The 16,493-nt window shown below is 63.1% G+C and carries 19 protein-coding genes; 9 read left to right on the forward strand and 10 right to left on the reverse strand.

The features are described from left to right. Nucleotides 1–3 precede the first annotated feature (3 nt). From ACZBJS_RS34205 to pdhA, 3 genes are read right to left on the reverse strand one after another with little or no spacing between them, the layout of a single operon-like run. Nucleotides 4–1,101: a dihydrolipoamide acetyltransferase family protein gene (locus ACZBJS_RS34205; RefSeq protein ID WP_057019098.1), complete on the reverse strand. Its 1,098-nt coding sequence runs from the start codon at nucleotides 1,099–1,101 to the stop codon at nucleotides 4–6. A gap of 20 nt (nucleotides 1,102–1,121) precedes the next feature. Further along, nucleotides 1,122–2,102, reverse strand: coding sequence for an alpha-ketoacid dehydrogenase subunit beta (locus ACZBJS_RS34210; RefSeq protein WP_316398310.1), 981 nt, complete (start codon nucleotides 2,100–2,102; stop codon nucleotides 1,122–1,124). Then, nucleotides 2,095–3,141, reverse strand: coding sequence for a pyruvate dehydrogenase (acetyl-transferring) E1 component subunit alpha (gene pdhA / locus ACZBJS_RS34215; RefSeq protein ID WP_082653940.1), 1,047 nt, complete (start codon nucleotides 3,139–3,141; stop codon nucleotides 2,095–2,097). The genes ACZBJS_RS34210 and pdhA overlap by 8 nt, the downstream gene beginning before the upstream one ends. Nucleotides 3,142–3,362: 221 nt before the next feature. Between pdhA and ACZBJS_RS34220 the strand changes: the two genes are divergently transcribed. Next, entirely contained in the window at nucleotides 3,363–3,581 is a 219-nt protein-coding gene (locus tag ACZBJS_RS34220; RefSeq protein WP_057019099.1) for a hypothetical protein, read from the forward strand. 352 nt (nucleotides 3,582–3,933) lie between these two features. Then, the gene (locus tag ACZBJS_RS34225; RefSeq protein ID WP_026192964.1) at nucleotides 3,934–4,227 is read left to right on the forward strand and encodes a GYD domain-containing protein; all 294 of its coding nucleotides are present in this window, start codon (nucleotides 3,934–3,936) and stop codon (nucleotides 4,225–4,227) included. Between the two features lie 188 nt (nucleotides 4,228–4,415). On the opposite strand, the gene ACZBJS_RS34230 is transcribed toward ACZBJS_RS34225, so the two are convergent. Continuing rightward, nucleotides 4,416–6,026 carry an ABC transporter substrate-binding protein gene (locus ACZBJS_RS34230; protein ID WP_463439802.1) on the reverse strand — a complete coding sequence of 537 codons (1,611 nt, stop codon included), beginning with the start codon at nucleotides 6,024–6,026 and terminating at the stop codon, nucleotides 4,416–4,418. A 300-nt stretch (nucleotides 6,027–6,326) separates the two neighbouring features. On the opposite strand from ACZBJS_RS34230, the gene ACZBJS_RS34235 reads away from it, so the two are divergent. Together ACZBJS_RS34235 and ACZBJS_RS34240 are read left to right on the forward strand one after the other, a co-directional pair. Next, a complete protein-coding gene (locus ACZBJS_RS34235; RefSeq protein ID WP_057019101.1) occupies nucleotides 6,327–7,088 on the forward strand; it encodes a proteasome-type protease in 762 nt (253 codons plus the stop codon). A 12-nt stretch (nucleotides 7,089–7,100) separates the two neighbouring features. After that, nucleotides 7,101–7,862 carry an SDR family oxidoreductase gene (locus ACZBJS_RS34240; protein ID WP_316398308.1) on the forward strand — a complete coding sequence of 254 codons (762 nt, stop codon included), beginning with the start codon at nucleotides 7,101–7,103 and terminating at the stop codon, nucleotides 7,860–7,862. A gap of 345 nt (nucleotides 7,863–8,207) precedes the next feature. On the opposite strand, the gene ACZBJS_RS34245 is transcribed toward ACZBJS_RS34240, so the two are convergent. Beyond that, nucleotides 8,208–9,431 (reverse strand): MFS transporter, encoded by a 1,224-nt coding sequence (locus ACZBJS_RS34245; RefSeq protein ID WP_316398307.1) that lies wholly within the window; start codon nucleotides 9,429–9,431, stop codon nucleotides 8,208–8,210. A gap of 116 nt (nucleotides 9,432–9,547) precedes the next feature. On the opposite strand from ACZBJS_RS34245, the gene ACZBJS_RS34250 reads away from it, so the two are divergent. After that, a complete protein-coding gene (locus tag ACZBJS_RS34250; RefSeq protein ID WP_316398311.1) occupies nucleotides 9,548–10,804 on the forward strand; it encodes a NupC/NupG family nucleoside CNT transporter in 1,257 nt (418 codons plus the stop codon). A 107-nt stretch (nucleotides 10,805–10,911) separates the two neighbouring features. On the opposite strand, the gene ACZBJS_RS34255 is transcribed toward ACZBJS_RS34250, so the two are convergent. Beyond that, nucleotides 10,912–11,142 (reverse strand): MGMT family protein, encoded by a 231-nt coding sequence (locus ACZBJS_RS34255; protein WP_076830218.1) that lies wholly within the window; start codon nucleotides 11,140–11,142, stop codon nucleotides 10,912–10,914. Nucleotides 11,143–11,490: 348 nt separating this feature from the next. On the opposite strand from ACZBJS_RS34255, the gene ACZBJS_RS34260 reads away from it, so the two are divergent. After that, nucleotides 11,491–11,763 carry a hypothetical protein gene (locus ACZBJS_RS34260; RefSeq protein WP_316398306.1) on the forward strand — a complete coding sequence of 91 codons (273 nt, stop codon included), beginning with the start codon at nucleotides 11,491–11,493 and terminating at the stop codon, nucleotides 11,761–11,763. 48 nt (nucleotides 11,764–11,811) lie between these two features. Here ACZBJS_RS34260 and ACZBJS_RS34265 read toward each other — a convergent pair whose 3' ends face one another. Together ACZBJS_RS34265 and ACZBJS_RS34270 are read right to left on the reverse strand one after the other, a co-directional pair. Continuing rightward, a complete protein-coding gene (locus tag ACZBJS_RS34265) occupies nucleotides 11,812–12,222 on the reverse strand; it encodes a response regulator (protein WP_463439803.1) in 411 nt (136 codons plus the stop codon). 5 nt (nucleotides 12,223–12,227) lie between these two features. Next, on the reverse strand, nucleotides 12,228–12,617 hold the full coding sequence (locus tag ACZBJS_RS34270; protein ID WP_316398304.1) for a response regulator: 390 nt from the start codon (nucleotides 12,615–12,617) through the stop codon (nucleotides 12,228–12,230). A gap of 224 nt (nucleotides 12,618–12,841) precedes the next feature. Here ACZBJS_RS34270 and ACZBJS_RS34275 point away from each other — a divergent pair, with 224 nt between their 5' ends. Next, nucleotides 12,842–13,969 carry an HWE histidine kinase domain-containing protein gene (locus ACZBJS_RS34275; protein ID WP_463439804.1) on the forward strand — a complete coding sequence of 376 codons (1,128 nt, stop codon included), beginning with the start codon at nucleotides 12,842–12,844 and terminating at the stop codon, nucleotides 13,967–13,969. 314 nt (nucleotides 13,970–14,283) lie between these two features. Here ACZBJS_RS34275 and ACZBJS_RS34280 read toward each other — a convergent pair whose 3' ends face one another. Together ACZBJS_RS34280 and ACZBJS_RS34285 are read right to left on the reverse strand one after the other, a co-directional pair. Then, nucleotides 14,284–14,850 carry a cupin domain-containing protein gene (locus ACZBJS_RS34280; protein WP_057019108.1) on the reverse strand — a complete coding sequence of 189 codons (567 nt, stop codon included), beginning with the start codon at nucleotides 14,848–14,850 and terminating at the stop codon, nucleotides 14,284–14,286. 99 nt (nucleotides 14,851–14,949) lie between these two features. Further along, entirely contained in the window at nucleotides 14,950–15,240 is a 291-nt protein-coding gene (locus ACZBJS_RS34285; RefSeq protein WP_026192965.1) for an usg protein, read from the reverse strand. Between the two features lie 395 nt (nucleotides 15,241–15,635). Between ACZBJS_RS34285 and groES the strand changes: the two genes are divergently transcribed. Together groES and ACZBJS_RS34295 are read left to right on the forward strand one after the other, a co-directional pair. Continuing rightward, nucleotides 15,636–15,950 carry a co-chaperone GroES gene (groES, locus tag ACZBJS_RS34290; protein ID WP_021077770.1) on the forward strand — a complete coding sequence of 105 codons (315 nt, stop codon included), beginning with the start codon at nucleotides 15,636–15,638 and terminating at the stop codon, nucleotides 15,948–15,950. Between the two features lie 45 nt (nucleotides 15,951–15,995). Next, nucleotides 15,996–16,493 (forward strand): TCP-1/cpn60 chaperonin family protein (locus ACZBJS_RS34295; protein WP_463439805.1); only part of this gene is annotated, 498 nt, incomplete at its 3' end.

Raw genomic sequence — 16,493 nt, forward strand, 5'->3', positions numbered from 1 at the left:
ATGTCACGAAATGCGCTCAACGTCGGATTTGAGGACAACCAGGAAACGGGCAGCTTCGCCGCCCGTCACCACCCGATGATCGAAGGTCAGCGATAGCGGCAGCGTGCGTCGGACCGCAACCTGCCCCCGAAGCGCGACCACGCGCTCCGAAATCCGCCCGGCGCCGACGATCGCCGTCTGCGGCGGCACGATGATGAGATTGGCAAACCGGCCTCCGATCATTCCGAAGTTCGACAACGTGATCGTCGCACCGCGCAGTTCCTCCGGGGGTATCGCGCGCGCGATTGCGTCGGCTCGCAGACGGTCGAGTCCGGCCCGCAGGTCCGACACGCTCCGCTCCGCGACATTGCGCAGCACGGGAACGATCAGGCCGCCGCCGGTGTCGACGGCGATGCCGAGATCGATGCGCTCGATCAGGCGCCGTTCTCCCGTATCGGAATGATACCAGGCATTGAGCGCGGGCTCTGCCTTGCAGGCAGCGGCGATCGCCCGCGCCAGGCGGATTGTCACGTCCTCGCCCTGCCGCCAATCGTCGATGTCGGCCTCATCGGTGACCGTCGCGGGGACGATTTCCGCATGCGCTGCCGTCATGCGTTGGGCCATCGCGCGGCGCAAGCCGCGCAGCGGCTCGGCGGGTCCGCTGTGAGACATCCGCTTCGCCGCCCTCTCAACATCGGCCCGCGTGATGGTGCCGCCGGGCCCGGTCGCCTCGACGAGATCGAGCGCGACGTCAAGCTTGCGCGCAAGGGCGCGCACTGCCGGAAACACTTGGGCTCCCTGCCCGCTGGGCGGCGAAGCAGTTGCTGGCGCCGGCCGTTGCTCGCCGGTGTCGAGTTCGCCCACAATCGTGCCGGTGTCCTGCCCGGCGTCCTCGGCAAACTCGACGAGCGGCGCGCCGACCTTCACGATATCGCCCTTGGCACCGAACAGGCGCGCGATGCGTCCGCTCGACGGCGCCGGTATCTCGACCACCGCCTTGTCGGTCTCGACCGAAACGAGCGGCTGATCGGTCACGACGTGATCGCCCTCGTTGACGTACCAAGTGACGATCTCGGCTTCTTCAAGACCTTCACCAAGGTCCGGCAACGTGAACTGGCGCATGGCACAAGGTCCGTCGGTGTTCAGTTGTACTGTTGCGCCTTTCGGGCTGCGGTCACGATGCGTCCGACCGACGGCATGTAGCGTTGCTCGAGGCGGGCCATCGGAATGATCGTGTCGTAGCCGGTGACGCGGGTCACGGGTGCGAGCAGCGAGGACAGTCCGCGCTCGGCGATCATGGCCGCGATCTCCGCCCCAAATCCGCCGGTGTGCGCGGCCTCGTGCACGATGACGCAGCGCCCGGTCTTTGTGACCGACCTGAGCACGGTGTTTTCATCGTAGGGCTTGAGCGTGGCGAGGTCGATAACCTCGGCAGCGATGCCCCCGTCGGCGAGCGCGTCCGCTGCGGCCATCGTTTCCTTCAGCATCGCACCCCAGCTGATCAGCGTGACGTCGCGACCTTCCCTCTCGACAAAGGCGCGATCCATCGGCAAGGCTTCGCCGTTGTCCTCGACCTCGCCTTTCACGGCGCGGTACAACCGCGTCGGCTCCAGGAACACCACCGGATCGGGATCGCGGATCGCGGCGAGGAGAAGTCCATAGGCGCGCTCCGGCGACGAAGGCACCACGACACGCAAGCCCGGAATGTGGGCCAGCATCGCCTCGGTGCTTTCGGAATGATGCTCGGGCGCGCGAATGCCGGCACCATGCGGCGTCCGCAGGACCATCGGACAAGTGAGCCGTCCCTGGGTACGGTTGCGCAGCCGTGATGCGTGGTTCACCAGCTGATCGAGACAGGGATAAATAAATCCCATGAACTGGATTTCGCCCACGGGCTTCAGTCCCTGCGCGGCCATACCGACGCAAAGCCCGCTGATCAGGAGTTCGGCAAGCGGCGTATCGAGGACGCGCTCCGGACCGAAGCGCTCCTGCAAGCCGACGGTCGCGCGGAAGACGCCGCCATTGACGCCGACATCCTCGCCGAGCACGACCACATCGGGATCATCCGCCATCGCGCGGCCGAGCGCCAGATTGATGGCTTCGACCAACGTGAGTTCAAGCATCGTCCTCTCCTGCAAGTTCGCGACGCTGCGCGGCATACGCCTCGGGCAGATCGGCATAGAGGTTGTCGAACATGGTTTCTGCTCGGCGTGGCGGCGTCTTCAGATAGCGCTCCACCGCCGCCTCGATGCGCTCATGGCACTCGGCGGCAAGCCGCTCCTCATCCGCCTTGGTCCACATCTTCTGACCCACAAGATAGGACCGGAGGCGCGCGATCGGCTCTTCCTTCCAATGCGCCTGGACTTCTTCGGCCGAACGATAGCGCAATGCATCATCTGACGTCGTGTGATCGCCGAGCCGATAGGTGACCGCTTCGATGAAGTGAGGGCCCTTGCCGTCGCGGGCAGTGGCAATGGCCTCCTCGGCCGCGGCACGCATCGCCACCACGTCACTCCCGTCCACCTGCTCGCCGCTGAACCCGGCGCCGATGGCCTTCTGCGCCAGCGTCTCGGAACCCGTCTGCAGACGCAACGGCACCGATATGGCCCATTGATTGTTGGTGGCGACGAACACGAGCGGCAATTTGTGAACGCCGGCGAAATTCATGGCCTCGTAGACATCGCCTTTCGAGGTGGCGCCGTCGCCGAACATGCAGACGGCCACGCGCGGCTCCTTGCGCAACTTCAGGGCGTAGGCAACGCCGGCGGCATGCGGCGCCTGTGATCCGACGGGAACGCAGAACGGGAAATCGTGCACCGGACCGGAGAATTGATTGCCGCGTTCATCGCCGCCCCAGAACAGCAGGATCTCCTCCAGCGCGACGCCACGCCAGAGCAACGCGCCGTTGTCGCGATAGGAGGGCAACAGAACGTCATCCTCCCGCATCGCACTCGCAATCCCGACCGACACCGCCTCCTGGCCGAGCGAAATGGCATAGGTTCCCAGCCGACCGGTGCGCTGCAATGCAACAGCCTTTCGGTCGAACAGACGCAAGAGCACCATCGACCGGTAAAGTTCGACCAGCAGCTTGGCATCGGTGGCGAAGGCAGGAAGCGGCCGCTCTATCGAGCCATCGGGCGCGAGGTAATTGCGGCGGCGCACCTCAAAGCGCGCAATGACGGGGAGCTCTTCGTTTGCTCTTTTGCTGGCCACGCGCTCATTCCTGGAGCGGTTCTGCCTCCCACATTCAGTTATTTGGTGTTAGGGCCGCGACGATGCAATACCGTGGCAGCATCGCTCTTGGCGCACGCGTCAGCGGCCGGGTCGTGATGATCGATCGACAGGATCCGTGGAACGGCGCCGCGACTGCGGTATAAGAGAGCATGGCAAATGGTCAGGTTGTCCTCGTAACAACTGCGCCGTTGGACGGCGGCCCGCCTGTTCGCTCGGTCTTCTTCGTGGCTGAAGGAGACGCGGCAAAGGCCACGGCAATTATTGCGGACATGATGGCCCCGAATGAAACGGTCGAAGCGTGGGGGCCGCTTCCCGAAGCAGCTGTCAAGGCGCTCGGGTTGAAACCCGGTGACTACACCCACAGCTGACTTGCATCGGATAGCTGCCCGGCGCGCGAAGGTCTGCGGCCGCATCCTTGCGCAGAGGGTGTGATCTTGACGCGGCGCCCTCGCTTACGCGAGGCCACCGCGGTCCCGATCACAACGCGGGGAGCCCTCTTTCTCGAGCAAGGGACATGGCGTAATCTGCAGCGAGCTGCCCTTGGACGGGACGGGCCGACGTCGCCGTTTGAAGGAACGGGCAGCGGTCAGGCCGTCGGCAGGCATCGCAGTCTGAAAGCAGCGCCTGCCTTATGTGGCGCTCCCTCAACTTCAACATGAAGCAGGTTGGCCTGCCGCGCGCGCGGCAGACAAGGGCAGTGCTCAACCCTTGGAGGACGACATGGCGACATTCATATTGAGGATCGACTGGACCGACCAGGGAATTCGTAATGTCAAGGAAGCTCCCAAGCGCAGCCGAGCGGCGAAAGAACTCGCCAAGACTCTCGGTGTCGAAATCAAGGAGGTCTATCTCACCTCCGGCGAGCATGACATCCTTCTCCTCGCCGAAGCACCGCTCGGCGACAACATCACAAAGCTCGCGCTTGCCCTCAGCTCTCTGGGAAACATACGCACTTGCACCTCACGGGCCTGGCCGGAGGCGGAGTGGACCAAGCTGATATCCGAGCTCCCGTAGCTACGTCGGATATCCCGATGGATCTCTGCGCGGCCTGACTGACGGGCGCCGTCGCAGACTTGCCCCGGCGATCGGCGCGGGAGTGCGCGCATGCGCAGGACCAGCCGCGGCTTTGGTCGTGTGAATAAATAAGGATACGAAGCGCACGAGGGCAACGGCACACGTCGTCGCCGGCGGGCCACCACGCGCTACTTATCCAGCCAGACATCCTCGAAGCGCAGATTGTTGTACTGGCTGTTGTCGTGCGGATGGAAATTCTTCACGTAGGGCTGCCAGCAATTGCCGGCCGATGAGTGCAGGATAACCGGCCGCGCGGCGTCGTCGACCAGCAGGTGCTCGATGTCGAACACGATCTTGCGGCGCTTGTCCTTGTCGACCTCGCGCGACTGCGCCGCCAGCAGCTTGTCGACCTCGGCGTTGCAATACTGGGTGTAGTTGCGCTCGGAGTTGCAGGAATAGTTCTCGACCAGATTGCCGTCGGGATCGTCGACGCTGACGCCGGTGACATTGAGGCCGATGGTGTAGTCCTTGCGCTGCAGCCGCGAGTACCAGCGCGGCGTGTCCAGAATGTCGAGCTCGGCCGTGATATAGATCTTCTTGAGCTGGTCGGCGAGGATCACCGCCGGGTCGCGATAGGTCGGCAGGTTCCGGGTCTGGATCTTGATCGACAGCGGCTTGGCGTCGCTGTAGCCGAGCTTCTGCATGATCGCCTGCGCCTCGGCGAGGTTCTTCCCGGTATCGGGACCGTAACCCATCAGCGTCGACAGGATCTCCGGCGGCATGCCCCACTCGCCTTCGGGCTTGGCCTGCATCGCGCCCCCGAGCCGCCCGCTGCCTTCGAACAGGATGCTGTTGAAGGCCTTCCGATCCAGCGCCAGCGACATCGCCTTGCGGATATCCGGATTGTCGAACGGCGGATTGACGCGGTTGACCAGAAGATTGATCTGCAGATTGGTCGACGTCATCTCGCAGATCGCGTTCGGCGCCCGCGCCTTGACGTCCTTCATCAGGGGAATGCTGACGTCGGACGGAAACGTGATGTCGTAGTCGCCGGTCGCGAACGCCAGCATGCGGGTGGCGCGGCTATCGATCGAGCGCACCGTGATCTCGTCGAGATACGGCCGGTCCTTCTTGAAGTAATCGGGGTTACGGACCAGACGGATAGAGTCGCCGCGCCGGAACTCGACGAACTTGAACGGCCCGGTGCCGACCGGCTTGGTGCGCATCACCTGCTGCGGCACGTGGCAGGGATAGACAACCGAGAAGGCGCTGGCGAGCAGCGCCAGCAGGCCGGGCTGCGGCTCGGTCAGCTCGAAGGTCGCCTCATCGTCGCCATTGATGCTGACATCCCTCAGCTTCGAGTACCAGACCTTGCGCGGATTGCGCTTGAAGTCCGGTGTTTTGACGTCTTGGGTCTCGCTCTTGCCGATCAGCATCCGCCAGGTGCACTGCACGTCCCTGGCCGTGAACGGCTGACCGTCATGCCACTTCACGCCGTGCCGCAGCTTGAAGGTAAGCTTTGTGTTGGTCTGGTCCCACGACCAGCTCTCGGCGAGATCGGGGATCACGGTGTCGATGCTTTCGTGCACCTTGGCCGGATCGAACACCACGAGGTTGTTGAAGACGGCCGCGAACGGCATCACCGAGGCGATGGTGGATTCCTCGAGCAGCGAGGTCGAGGGCGGGTTGTCGTTGTGATAGAGCCGCAGGGTGCCGCCCTTCTTCTGCGCCGATGCAGGGCTCGCGGCCATCGCGGCGATGCCCAATGCCACAATGCACGCGGCCAGTTTGAACGACATTCCCGCCTCCCGAAATTTCTTGTTGTCGTCGGTTGCAGGCAGTCGAGCACAACACCCCGCCCCCCGCAACGACGCAAGGCGAAGATCATTGCCGGCTGCGCGCCACGCAGAGCGAGACCGGAATGCTCGCGACCTCGATGGCCGGAACAGGGCACCCGGACGGACCACCGCCGGGACCGGCGGCCCCGACCCGTGCGACCGGCCATCGCACGTCCCGTCACGGGGAATTGGGGTTGGATGCATCCCCGAAATTGGCTACTAGTTTCCCGCCGAGAAACTCGGACCGTCTGAGGGCTTTAAATGACCTATTGCTGCGGAATTCTGGTGCGCGACGGGCTCGTCATGATCGCCGATACCCGCACCAATGCCGGCCTCGACAACGTCTCGACCTTCCGCAAGCTGCACATCTTCGAAAAGCCTGGCGACCGCATCATGGCGATCGCCAGCGCCGGGAATCTCGCGATCAGCCAGTCGGTGCTGTCGACCCTGACCGAGGGCATGGAAAATCCGGACACCGGCGAGCTCGAGACGCTGATGAACGCCCCGACCATGTTCCAGGCGGCGCAGCGGATCGGCCGCGCCATCCGCTCCGTGCACGCCACCGAGGGCGACGCGCTGCGCGCCGAGGACATCTCCTTCGACGTCTCGTTCCTGTTCGGCGGCCAGATCAAGGGCTCGCGGATGCGCCTGTTCATGGTCTACACCGCCGGCAACTTCATCGAGTGCACCACCGACACGCCGTACCTGCAGATCGGCGAGCACAAATACGGCAAGCCGGTGCTCGACCGCGCCATGCATTACGACGTCGAGCTCTACGAGGCGCTGAAGACCGGGCTGATCTCGATGGATTCGACGATGCGCTCCAACCTCGGCGTCGGCCTGCCGATCGACGTGCTGGTGGTGCGCACGGACGCCTGCGAGGCCGACCTCAACCACCGCATCGAGGCCGGCGAGCCCTATTTCCACGACCTGCGCTCACGCTGGTCGGCGGCGCTGCGCGCGGCGCACCAGAACATTCCACGGCCCCCCTACAAGAACGAAACCGAAGCAAAAACCAAGTAAGAGGAAACTCGGATGACTGAGGCAACCAGCAAGATCGCACTCGTGACCGGCGCCGGCACCGGCGTCGGACGCGCCGCGTCGCTCGCTTTGATGGACAAGGGCTACACCGTGGTGCTCGCCGGGCGCCGCATGGAGATGCTGGAAGAGACCGCCAAGCTCGGCCCCGCCGGCAAGAGCCTGTGCGTTTCGGCCGACATGGCCCATCCGGCCGCGATCGCAGCCCTGTTCGACAAGGTGAAGGCGACCTATGGCCGGCTCGACGTTCTCTTCAACAACGCCGGCATGGGCGCGCCGCCGGTGAACTTCGAGGATCTGCCGCTCGAGCAGTGGCAGGCGGTGGTCAACACCAACCTCACCGCGCCGTTCCTGTGCACCCAGCACGCCTTCCGCATCATGAAGGACCAGAAGCCGCGCGGCGGCCGCATCATCAACAACGGCTCGATCTCGGCGCATGCGCCGCGGCCGTTCTCGGCCGCCTACACCTCGACCAAGCACGCCATCACCGGCCTCACCAAGTCGTCCAACCTCGACGGCCGCATGTATGACATCGCGGTCGGCCAGGTCGATATCGGCAATGCCGCGACCCCGATGACCGACCGCATGGTCAACGGCCCCGGCGTGCTGCAGCCGGACGGCACCACCAAGCACGAGCCGCGCATGGACGCCAAGGCGGTCGGCGACGCCGTGGCCTACATGGCCGGCCTGCCGCTCGACGCCAACGTGTTGTTCATGACGGTCATGGCGACCAAGATGCCGTTCGTCGGCCGGGGCTGATCTTCTCCTCCCTGCTTGCGGCAGGACCCTCACGACGCCCGGCCGGGCTTGTCCCGGCCGGCCGTCGCCGGGCGCGCCGCCAAATTATCGAAAACAACCCCATGCAAAGGAGCCGGCAGCTGCCGGCGTTCGACACGGCAACTTGACACGTCGGGCAAATCAGCGATACTTTTCCATTATTCCGAAATCCTGCAAGTGGCCTCGCTCCGGGGGCTATCACATCCGTTGCAGCCGGAGCCGATTCCGTCATTGCGAGGAGCGTCAGCGACGAAGCAATCCATATCTCGGCATGCGGTGAGATGGATTGCTTCGCTTCGCTCGCAATGACGGGTGGAGCGAAAGCCCCTACTCCAGCTTCTCGACGTCCCGCAGCGTCGGGAACAGCTTCATCCAGAGCAGCGCGACCGCGACCGTGGCGACGCCGCCAAGCACGGCCGACGGCACGGTGCCGAGCAGCGCCGCGGTGACGCCGCTCTCGAACTGCCCGAGCTGGTTGGACGCGTTGATGAACAGGAAGTTCACCGCGCCGACGCGGCCGCGCATCTCATCGGGGGTGGCGAGCTGCACCAGCGAGAAGCGGATCACGACGCTGATCGTGTCCGCAGCGCCGAGCACCGCGAGCGCCAGCGCCGACAGCCACAGCCAGTGCGACAGCGCGAACACCACCGTCGCGACGCCGAACACGATCACCGCCTGGAACATGCGCATGCCGACGCGGCGGTTGATGGTGTGCCGCGCCAGCACCATCGTCATGAGCAGCGCACCGACCGCGGGCGCGGCGCGCAGGATGCCGAGGCCGAGCGGGCCGGCTTGCAGGATATCGCGCGCATAGATCGGCAGCAGCGCGGTGACGCCGCCGAACAGCACCGCGAACAGGTCGAGCGAGATGGTGCCGAGGATCGCCGGATTGCTGCGAACGAAGGTAACGCCGGCAAACAGGTCGTCCGACGCCCCGCCGTTCTTCACCGGCGCCTGCTGCAGCCGGCCGATGCCGCCGGTGAGCAGCGCGCCGAACAGCCAGAACACCATCATGATGCCGTAGGGCGCGCCCGGCATCAGGGCATAGGCGAAGCCGCCGAGCGCGGGTCCGGTGATGGTCGCGACCTGCGCCGCGCCGCTCGAGATCGCGGTCGCCCGCTGCAGCGAGCCTTGCGGCGCGATCAGCGGCAACAGCGCGGCGGTGGCCGGACTCTCGAACGCGCCGGCGATCCCGAGCACAAAGGTCGCGACGAAGATCTGGATCTCGGAGATGGTACCGGCAAAGGTGCTTCCGGCGAGAAACAATGCGGTCAGCGCCTCCGCGATCCGGCAGGCCTGCACCACGCGCTTGCGCTCGAAGCGGTCGGCGGCGTGGCCGGCGACGAACACCAAGAGTGCCGTCGGCAGAAACTGCACCAGTCCGACCATGCCGAGGTCGAACGCGCTGCCGGTCAGATCATAGATCTGCCAGCCGATCGCCACCGCGCCGATCTGGCTGGAGAAGCGCGACAGGCTGCGCGACGACAAGAAGAACAGGAAGGGTCTGTGGCCGAGCAGATCGCGGGCGCCGGCCGGCGTGGCGGAGGACATGGATGATTGCGTGGCCGAGCGCCTGCAACTTGTCAATGGATACGAGATGAACGCGCAACAGCATTGCGCTGCGCGAGGCCCCTGCCCATAATCCCGCGAGAGTTCTTGGGGGCATGATGCTGCAGTTGCAATCGGCGTTCGGCGTGGTGGCGTTGCTCTTGATCGCCTGGGCGCTGAGCGAGAATCGCCTGAAGGTGTCGCTGCGCCAGGCGGCGATCGGGCTTGTCGTCACGATCGTCACGGCTCTGGTGCTGATCAAGGTGCCGCTGGTGACGCAGGCCTTCGGCGCGATCAATGACGCCGTCGGCACCATCGCCGCCGCGACGCGCGCCGGCACTGCCTTCGTGTTCGGCTATGTCGGCGGCGGCCCGGCGCCGTTCGATCCCAAGGCGCCCGGCTCGGATTTCATCCTCGCCTTCCAGGCGCTGCCGATCGTGCTTGTGATGAGCGTGCTGACGACGCTGTTGTTCTATTGGCGCGTGCTGCCGCCTGTCGTGCGCGGCATGGCCTGGATCCTGGAGCGCACGCTCGGCGTCGGCGGCGCGGTCGGGCTCTCGACCGCGGCCAATATCTTCCTCGGCATGGTGGAAGCGCCGCTCTTCATCCGCCCCTATCTCGCACAGCTGACGCGCTCCGAATTGTTTCTGGTGATGACCGGCGGCATGGCCGGGATCGCCGGCACGGTGCTGGTGCTGTATGCCACGCTGCTCGCGCCGCTGATCCCGGATGCGGCCGCGCATTTCGTCATCGCCTCGGTGCTCGGCGCGCCGGCCGCAATTTTGGTGAGCCTGATCATGGTGCCGGAGACGTTGGACAAGCGCACCGGCGGATCGCTCGACAATCCCGATATCCAGGTGTCGTCGACGATGGACGCCATCGTGAAGGGCACGGCCGCCGGGCTCGAGCTCTTGATGAACATCATCGCGATGCTGCTGGTGCTGGTCGCGCTGGTGTATCTGGCGAACGCGATCATCGGCCTGCTGCCGGAGATCGGCGGCGCGAAAATCTCGCTGCAGCGCCTGCTCGGCTACGTCATGGCGCCGGTGTGCTGGCTGATGGGCCTGCCCTGGCCGCAGGCGATCACGGCGGGAAGCCTGATGGGCACCAAGACCGTGCTGAACGAGCTGATCGCCTATGTCGACCTGTCGAAGCTCGGCCCCGACGCGCTCGATCCGCGCTCGCGGCTGATCATGCTCTACGCGATGTGCGGCTTTGCCAACTTCGCGAGCCTCGGCATCATGATCGGCGGCCTCGGCATCATGGCGCCCGAGCGGCGCGACGAGATCAACGCGCTCGGGCTGAAGTCGATCGTCTCGGGCACGCTGACGACCTGCCTGATGGGCGCGATCGTGGGGATGCTGACGCAGCCGTAGTCGCAGTAGCCCGGATGGAGCCAACGGGTCGCGCGAACGCGCGCCCGATGACAGGCTCCGCGCAATCCGAGGCGGTGCTGACGCGGTGAAGCTTCCTGTCAAGCGGATTATTGTTGGGCCGGCCGGCGGCGCGGACGCACGTAGCCGCGCATTGAGCCGTCGCTTGCAATAACGCGATGACAGGGGATCGATGGGTCGTCATTCGTGCGCATTATGGCACCAACCGCGCGTGCAGCCTTCGGATTGCCGGCTTTAGCAGCGACAGCTTTGTACGTCATAGCCTTCCCCTTTGGGATCTTGCGCACGATGTCGCGGACCTTATCTGAAAAGGTTTTCATAGATCGAGTGTAGCAGATTTCTCAGAGGGTTTTCGCCATTTTACTTGCGGTTGGACGAGCGCGTCGCGTTGGCACGGAAGATTCGACCGGACGTGCCGGTGTTTAGTTTCGAAGTGCGCGCCGCCGTCTTAACATTGCGGGGCAGCTATTGGCCCCTAGCGTCGTTTGCCGCGCAGTGCCGGCGTGGACGCAAACGGAGCATTGCGGACATCGACCGGCGGCTCCGCCCGATGCGATTCGACGTGAATGACCCGCTGTGGACATTGCCATACTTCTGAGGTGACTTTATCCGCTGACCCCCATAGTTCAGCCGAGGAGAATTGTCGGGTCTCGCGAGGACCGGAATGGATGTCAGAGTTCGCCTTAGCCGAAACCAGATATGCTCTGAGCGGCGAGGTCAATATCGCCTGTCAAGTGATGGGTGAAGGACCTATCGACATCATCATGGTTCTTGGTGGGTTCTCGCGCGTCGATTTTCAGCCAGCCTTTGCGCGTGTCACTACATTCGACAAAAGGGGCGACGGACTATCCGACCGGATTCCGATGCTCCTTCCCTTGAGCAACGTATGGACGACGTTCGCGCCATCATGGATACAACAATTGGCGCATCACAAGCGGTGATCATGGGAATTCCGAAGGCAGCGCGATGAGCGCACTGTTTGCAGCCACCTATCCTGCGCGGGTATCGCGGCTGGTGATTTTCGGCGGCTTCCGGGTCGCGAGCAGTTGGCGAATGTGATCCAACACGGGGCGATAATTCAGCTTCTTCGCTGCCTGCGGGCCTTCCTCGCAAAGGTCACCCGCGAGCGCGAGGACGTTGCCGACCGTCGCGCCCAGCATTGTCTTCACAGTTGGGTAGTTGCTCCGTATCCACGCAGAAAGAGCAAACCCAGAGCCGGTGGGGCCGCCTACGTCGATCAGGGCGACTTCGATACAGTGATTCCCGCCTTCGAGGCATTCACGTGCCTCATCGTGTTGAGTTGCTTCCATCACGCGATAGCCGCACTCACGAAGGTACTCCGCCAGCGGATGGCGCACGAGCACGTCCTGCTCGACGATCAATACAGTTGTTGCTTGCATGCTTACTACAGCGCCGGGCCGAGCATCTCCGCGATCAGCATCGCGATCTGCTTGGGATCGTGGGGCTTGCTGATGAACCTACCTACGCGGCTCGCTGCGCTCTCCAATTCTGTGCTTCCAGAGGCAACGAGGATAAGGAGCATCGGTTGCATGACGCGGATCTTCCCAGCCAACTCCAGACCATCAAGGGTTCCGGGCATCCGGATATCGGTTATCAGCGCGTCAATCCGCTCGCCTGATGAGATGTAGTCCATCGCGTCATCGGCGGTCCTCGCCTCAATAACCTCAAACCCCGCGCCTCGAAGCTGCTCAGCTACGTCAAATCGGATGAACCATTCGTCCTCCACGAACAAAACCCTGATCCGTTCGCTCTTTTGCTGCGCTTGGGGGACCATCGTTGGCTCCTCGGATGCTGGTCAGCCAATTACAGAGGGGCACAACGTTCCAAGCCATTGAGTTCTTTTGCTAATTTGGCGTCATGGCGGGAACATTCTCGGCCGACCGCCGACCTACAGCGGCGGTTGATGACTGCTTATGGCCCGTTGCGACAGCTCGTTATGCCCATCTCGTCGTTGCTCTGTTGACATCAGGGTTTCGTGGGCCATTGTTCCCGATTCCAATGTTTGCTTTGTTGATCGCCATGGGCACTGTTCGAGAAGTAAAAGGCGATTTTCCGCGGGCTGAGGGCGAAGCTGCCGCACTCATCCGGTCTTTCGACTGGTCCAGCACCAGCTTGGGACCAATCGTTGGGTGGCCAACGCACCTCAGGAGCGCGGTGAGCCTTATGCTGCCCGCCAAAGCACAAATCGTGCTGTTTTGGGGAGCCGAATTTGTCGCTCTCTACAACGACGCCTATGCTCCTACGATAGGTCAAAAGCATCCAAAGGCACTTGGGCGACCAGCACGCGATAATTGGGCCGAGCTGTGGGACGATTTAGGACCGCTTCTCAGGCGCGTCCTCGACACCGGCGAAACAGTCTTCGCGAAGGACCGCCCCTTCTACATTGAGCGGCACGGCTACCCAGAGACAGTTTATTTCGACATCTCGTATTCTCCAGTTCAGAACGAGGCTGGCGAAACTGGCGGTGTACTCTGCATCGTTAGTGAGACGACCGAACGTGTAATTGCGCAAGAACGCCAACGGTTGCTCGCTCGGGAAGCAAACCATCGCGTAAAGAACATGTTTGCCGTTTTCCACGGCATCATAAGTCTGAGCGCTCGGTCAGCCAGAACTCCGCAAGAGATGGCTCAATCGTTACGAGGCCGTCTCGACGCTCTAATGCAGGCCAAGGACCTAATCCGTCCTGGAATCATGGGTACGGAGGCGCATAGCGAGCGAACGACGGTGGGAGACGTGGTGCGAACGGTCTTGCGGCCGTATGAAGATGACGCGTCCAGCGAACGCATCATGGTAAGAGGACCAACTGTCCCCGTGGGTGCTATGGCCGTTACAAGCCTCGCACTCGCGCTGCATGAAACCACTACGAATGCGGCCAAGTATGGGGCGTTGTCGGAACCAACCGGTTCAATAAACATCGCATGGGACACGCAAGGTGGGGACTTGCATCTTGAATGGGAGGAGACAGGCGGCCCAGTGATTGTTGCTGCGCCTTCGGCAAAGGGTTTTGGGAGTGTGCTTGCGGAGCGCAGCATTGCCGCTCAACTGGGCGGCAAGGTGGAATATGATTGGTTACCGAGCGGGCTCAGGTTAAGGGTTTCGATTCCTTTGGATCGTCTTGCAGTCTGATTGCGGGGATAGTCTGTTTCGGGCTACTTGACGCCGCTCCTCCAATAGCGCCGACAGAATAACTGTTGGTGGTCTCATTCACTTTGGAACGTCGGCAGTTGGCCCATCGCGACATCTTGCGTTGCCGCACGAACTTGGTCGCTATCGGGACAAAGCGGACGAAGAGAGTCACGCCGACGGTTTTATGGGTACACGGCCTACCTACTAGGAAATCGCCATGCCCGGGCTCGACCCGGACATCCATCGACCAGGAGAATCTTTCGAAGCGAGCTGGATGGCCGGGTCAAGCCCGGCCATGACGGCCGCGAAAAAGCCTAAGCCTTCAACTCCACCGTCTTGAACTCGGCCGGCAGGATCACCTCCAGCAGTTCGACGTCGTCGGAATAGTCCAGGATCATGTGCCGGATGCGTGGCGGCTGGGTCCAGGCGCTGCCTTGCTGCATCAGCGTCTCGCCCTCGCCTTCCATGTAGGTCTTCACCCAGCCCTTGAGCACATAGACCATCTGGAAGTCGACATCGTGGAAGTGCAGCTTCGACACTTCATCGGGATTGCACGGTCCCTGCAGCCGGATGACGTGCGCCTGGGCGAGACCATGCGACGCGGCTGATATGCCGAGGTCGCGGTACTTGGCGTAGGCGCGCAGCCCGTCGGCCTTGAAGTCCTCTTCGCGGTGATGGCTGATCGCGACGCGCTGCTTCGGCCGCGCCTTGGTCGCAGCTTTCGGCGCGCTCTTCTTGGCCGCCGAGACGCGGCCTTTCGACTTGATGGTCTTGCGCGCGGACGATTTCGCGGACGTCTTCTTGGCGCCTGCGCCAAGCCCCGACCATTTCTTCTTCACCGCGGTCTTGGCTGCCGATCTTGATGCCGTCTTCTTGGCCATTGTTTCGCCTCCCGTCTTTTTGTGAGGAGAGAGGCTAACACAAGTCGCGCGCCGCGAGGCGAGCAAAGGCGCAGAGCCGCGCCCTGCTACGTTTGCTGATCAATGCAGCCGGAACACGCCGTCGACGGCACGCAGCTCGGCCGGCTTAACCAGCTTGGAATGCGCCACCGTCACCGAAAACAGCGGGCCTTCGAGCTTCGCCTGCCAGAACGCGAGGAAATCCTGCAGCGCCGGAAATTTCGGAAACAGGTCGTAGTTCTGCCAGACATAGGTCTGCAGCAACGAGGGGTGATCCGGCATCCGATAGAGGATTTGCGCCGTCGTCAGCCCGTACCCCAGCAACTGCTTCCGGAAATCGTCGGAAACAACCCCACCAACTCGCGAGACCATGCCAACCTCCTGTGACGGAGCGCATTCACGTGGTGGCCGACCTCCCCCGCCGGACCACCGGCAATGGATGCGCTCACATGAGAGAAATGTGACGCACGCGACTAACCCATCTCAAGCCTAAATGTTTAATAGGTTGTTGAAATTTCTTGCGTTGGCAGCAGCTTACCGCATCTGCTAATAGCCCCGGCAACCCCTCTTGGGCGGCATTAAGGATGCCGAAATGATCTCGGCATCCTCTTGGCAGGCGGCACTCACGAGTGCCAATTTTTCTGCTAGAGGCACTTGCCCGCCGCCAAGGCTTGGCCTATCTCCTGCCCAACCAGTCTGGCACTCGCTGGACTGGACTGCTAACTCTCCAAAAATCTACAGTATCTACAAATGTTTAGGAGGACTGCATGAAATTCCGTCCGCTTCACGACCGCGTCGTGGTTAAGCGTATCGACGCCGAAGAGAAGACTGCTGGCGGCATCATCATTCCGGACAGTGCCAAGGAAAAGCCCTCCCAGGGCGAAGTCATCGCCGTTGGCCCGGGCGGCCGCGATGAAGCTGGCAAGCTGATCCCGATCGACGTCAAGGTCGGCGACCGCGTCCTGTTCGGCAAGTGGTCGGGCACCGAGGTCAAGATCGACGGCGAAGACCTGCTGATCATGAAGGAAAGCGACATCATGGGCGTGCTCGACGTCCCCGCTTCCAAGAAGAAGGCGGCCTAAGCGCCTCCCTCCCTCCCAGGTTAAATCTCTCAAGGAAAAACTCAGATGGCAGCTAAAGAAGTCAAATTCTCCGTCGAGGCGCGCGACAAGATGCTGCGCGGCGTCGACGTTCTCGCCAACGCGGTGAAGGTCACCCTCGGTCCGAAGGGCCGCAACGTGGTGCTCGAGAAGTCGTTCGGCGCGCCCCGCATCACCAAGGACGGCGTCACCGTCGCCAAGGAGATCGAGCTCGACGACAAGTTCGAGAACATGGGCGCCCAGATGGTGCGCGAAGTCGCCTCCAAGTCCGCTGACGCGGCCGGCGACGGCACCACCACGGCGACCGTGCTCGCCCAGGCGATCGTGAAGGAAGGCGCCAAGTCGGTCGCCGCCGGCATGAACCCGATGGATCTGAAGCGCGGTATCGACCTCGCGGTCGAAGCCGTCGTTGCGGACCTCCAGAAGAACTCGAAGAAGGTCACCTCGAACGAGGAGATCGCCCAGGTCGGCACCATTTCGGCCAACGGCGATGCCGAGATCGGCAAGTTCCTCGCCGACGCCATG

The organism is Bradyrhizobium sp. KZN70725 (genome assembly GCF_055264925.1).

What these genes read in the sequence shown, in the direction of transcription:
- ACZBJS_RS34245 (WP_316398307.1), bottom strand. Translation starts at nt 9,431, where the DNA reads ATGTCCTCCGCCACGCCGGCCGGCGCCCGCGATCTGCTCGGCCACAGA.
- ACZBJS_RS34280 (WP_057019108.1), bottom strand. Translation starts at nt 14,850, where the DNA reads ATGGCCAAGAAGACGGCATCAAGATCGGCAGCCAAGACCGCGGTGAAG.
- ACZBJS_RS34240 (WP_316398308.1), top strand. Translation starts at nt 7,101, where the DNA reads ATGACTGAGGCAACCAGCAAGATCGCACTCGTGACCGGCGCCGGCACC.
- ACZBJS_RS34205 (WP_057019098.1), bottom strand. Translation starts at nt 1,101, where the DNA reads ATGCGCCAGTTCACGTTGCCGGACCTTGGTGAAGGTCTTGAAGAAGCC.
- groES (WP_021077770.1), top strand. Translation starts at nt 15,636, where the DNA reads ATGAAATTCCGTCCGCTTCACGACCGCGTCGTGGTTAAGCGTATCGAC.
- ACZBJS_RS34270 (WP_316398304.1), bottom strand. Translation starts at nt 12,617, where the DNA reads ATGGTCCCCCAAGCGCAGCAAAAGAGCGAACGGATCAGGGTTTTGTTC.
- ACZBJS_RS34255 (WP_076830218.1), bottom strand. Translation starts at nt 11,142, where the DNA reads ATGAAAACCTTTTCAGATAAGGTCCGCGACATCGTGCGCAAGATCCCA.
- ACZBJS_RS34230 (WP_463439802.1), bottom strand. Translation starts at nt 6,026, where the DNA reads ATGTCGTTCAAACTGGCCGCGTGCATTGTGGCATTGGGCATCGCCGCG.
- ACZBJS_RS34285 (WP_026192965.1), bottom strand. Translation starts at nt 15,240, where the DNA reads ATGGTCTCGCGAGTTGGTGGGGTTGTTTCCGACGATTTCCGGAAGCAG.
- ACZBJS_RS34275 (WP_463439804.1), top strand. Translation starts at nt 12,842, where the DNA reads ATGTTTGCTTTGTTGATCGCCATGGGCACTGTTCGAGAAGTAAAAGGC.
- ACZBJS_RS34210 (WP_316398310.1), bottom strand. Translation starts at nt 2,102, where the DNA reads ATGCTTGAACTCACGTTGGTCGAAGCCATCAATCTGGCGCTCGGCCGC.
- ACZBJS_RS34220 (WP_057019099.1), top strand. Translation starts at nt 3,363, where the DNA reads ATGGCAAATGGTCAGGTTGTCCTCGTAACAACTGCGCCGTTGGACGGC.
- ACZBJS_RS34235 (WP_057019101.1), top strand. Translation starts at nt 6,327, where the DNA reads ATGACCTATTGCTGCGGAATTCTGGTGCGCGACGGGCTCGTCATGATC.
- ACZBJS_RS34250 (WP_316398311.1), top strand. Translation starts at nt 9,548, where the DNA reads ATGCTGCAGTTGCAATCGGCGTTCGGCGTGGTGGCGTTGCTCTTGATC.
- ACZBJS_RS34225 (WP_026192964.1), top strand. Translation starts at nt 3,934, where the DNA reads ATGGCGACATTCATATTGAGGATCGACTGGACCGACCAGGGAATTCGT.
- ACZBJS_RS34265 (WP_463439803.1), bottom strand. Translation starts at nt 12,222, where the DNA reads ATGCAAGCAACAACTGTATTGATCGTCGAGCAGGACGTGCTCGTGCGC.
- ACZBJS_RS34260 (WP_316398306.1), top strand. Translation starts at nt 11,491, where the DNA reads ATGTCAGAGTTCGCCTTAGCCGAAACCAGATATGCTCTGAGCGGCGAG.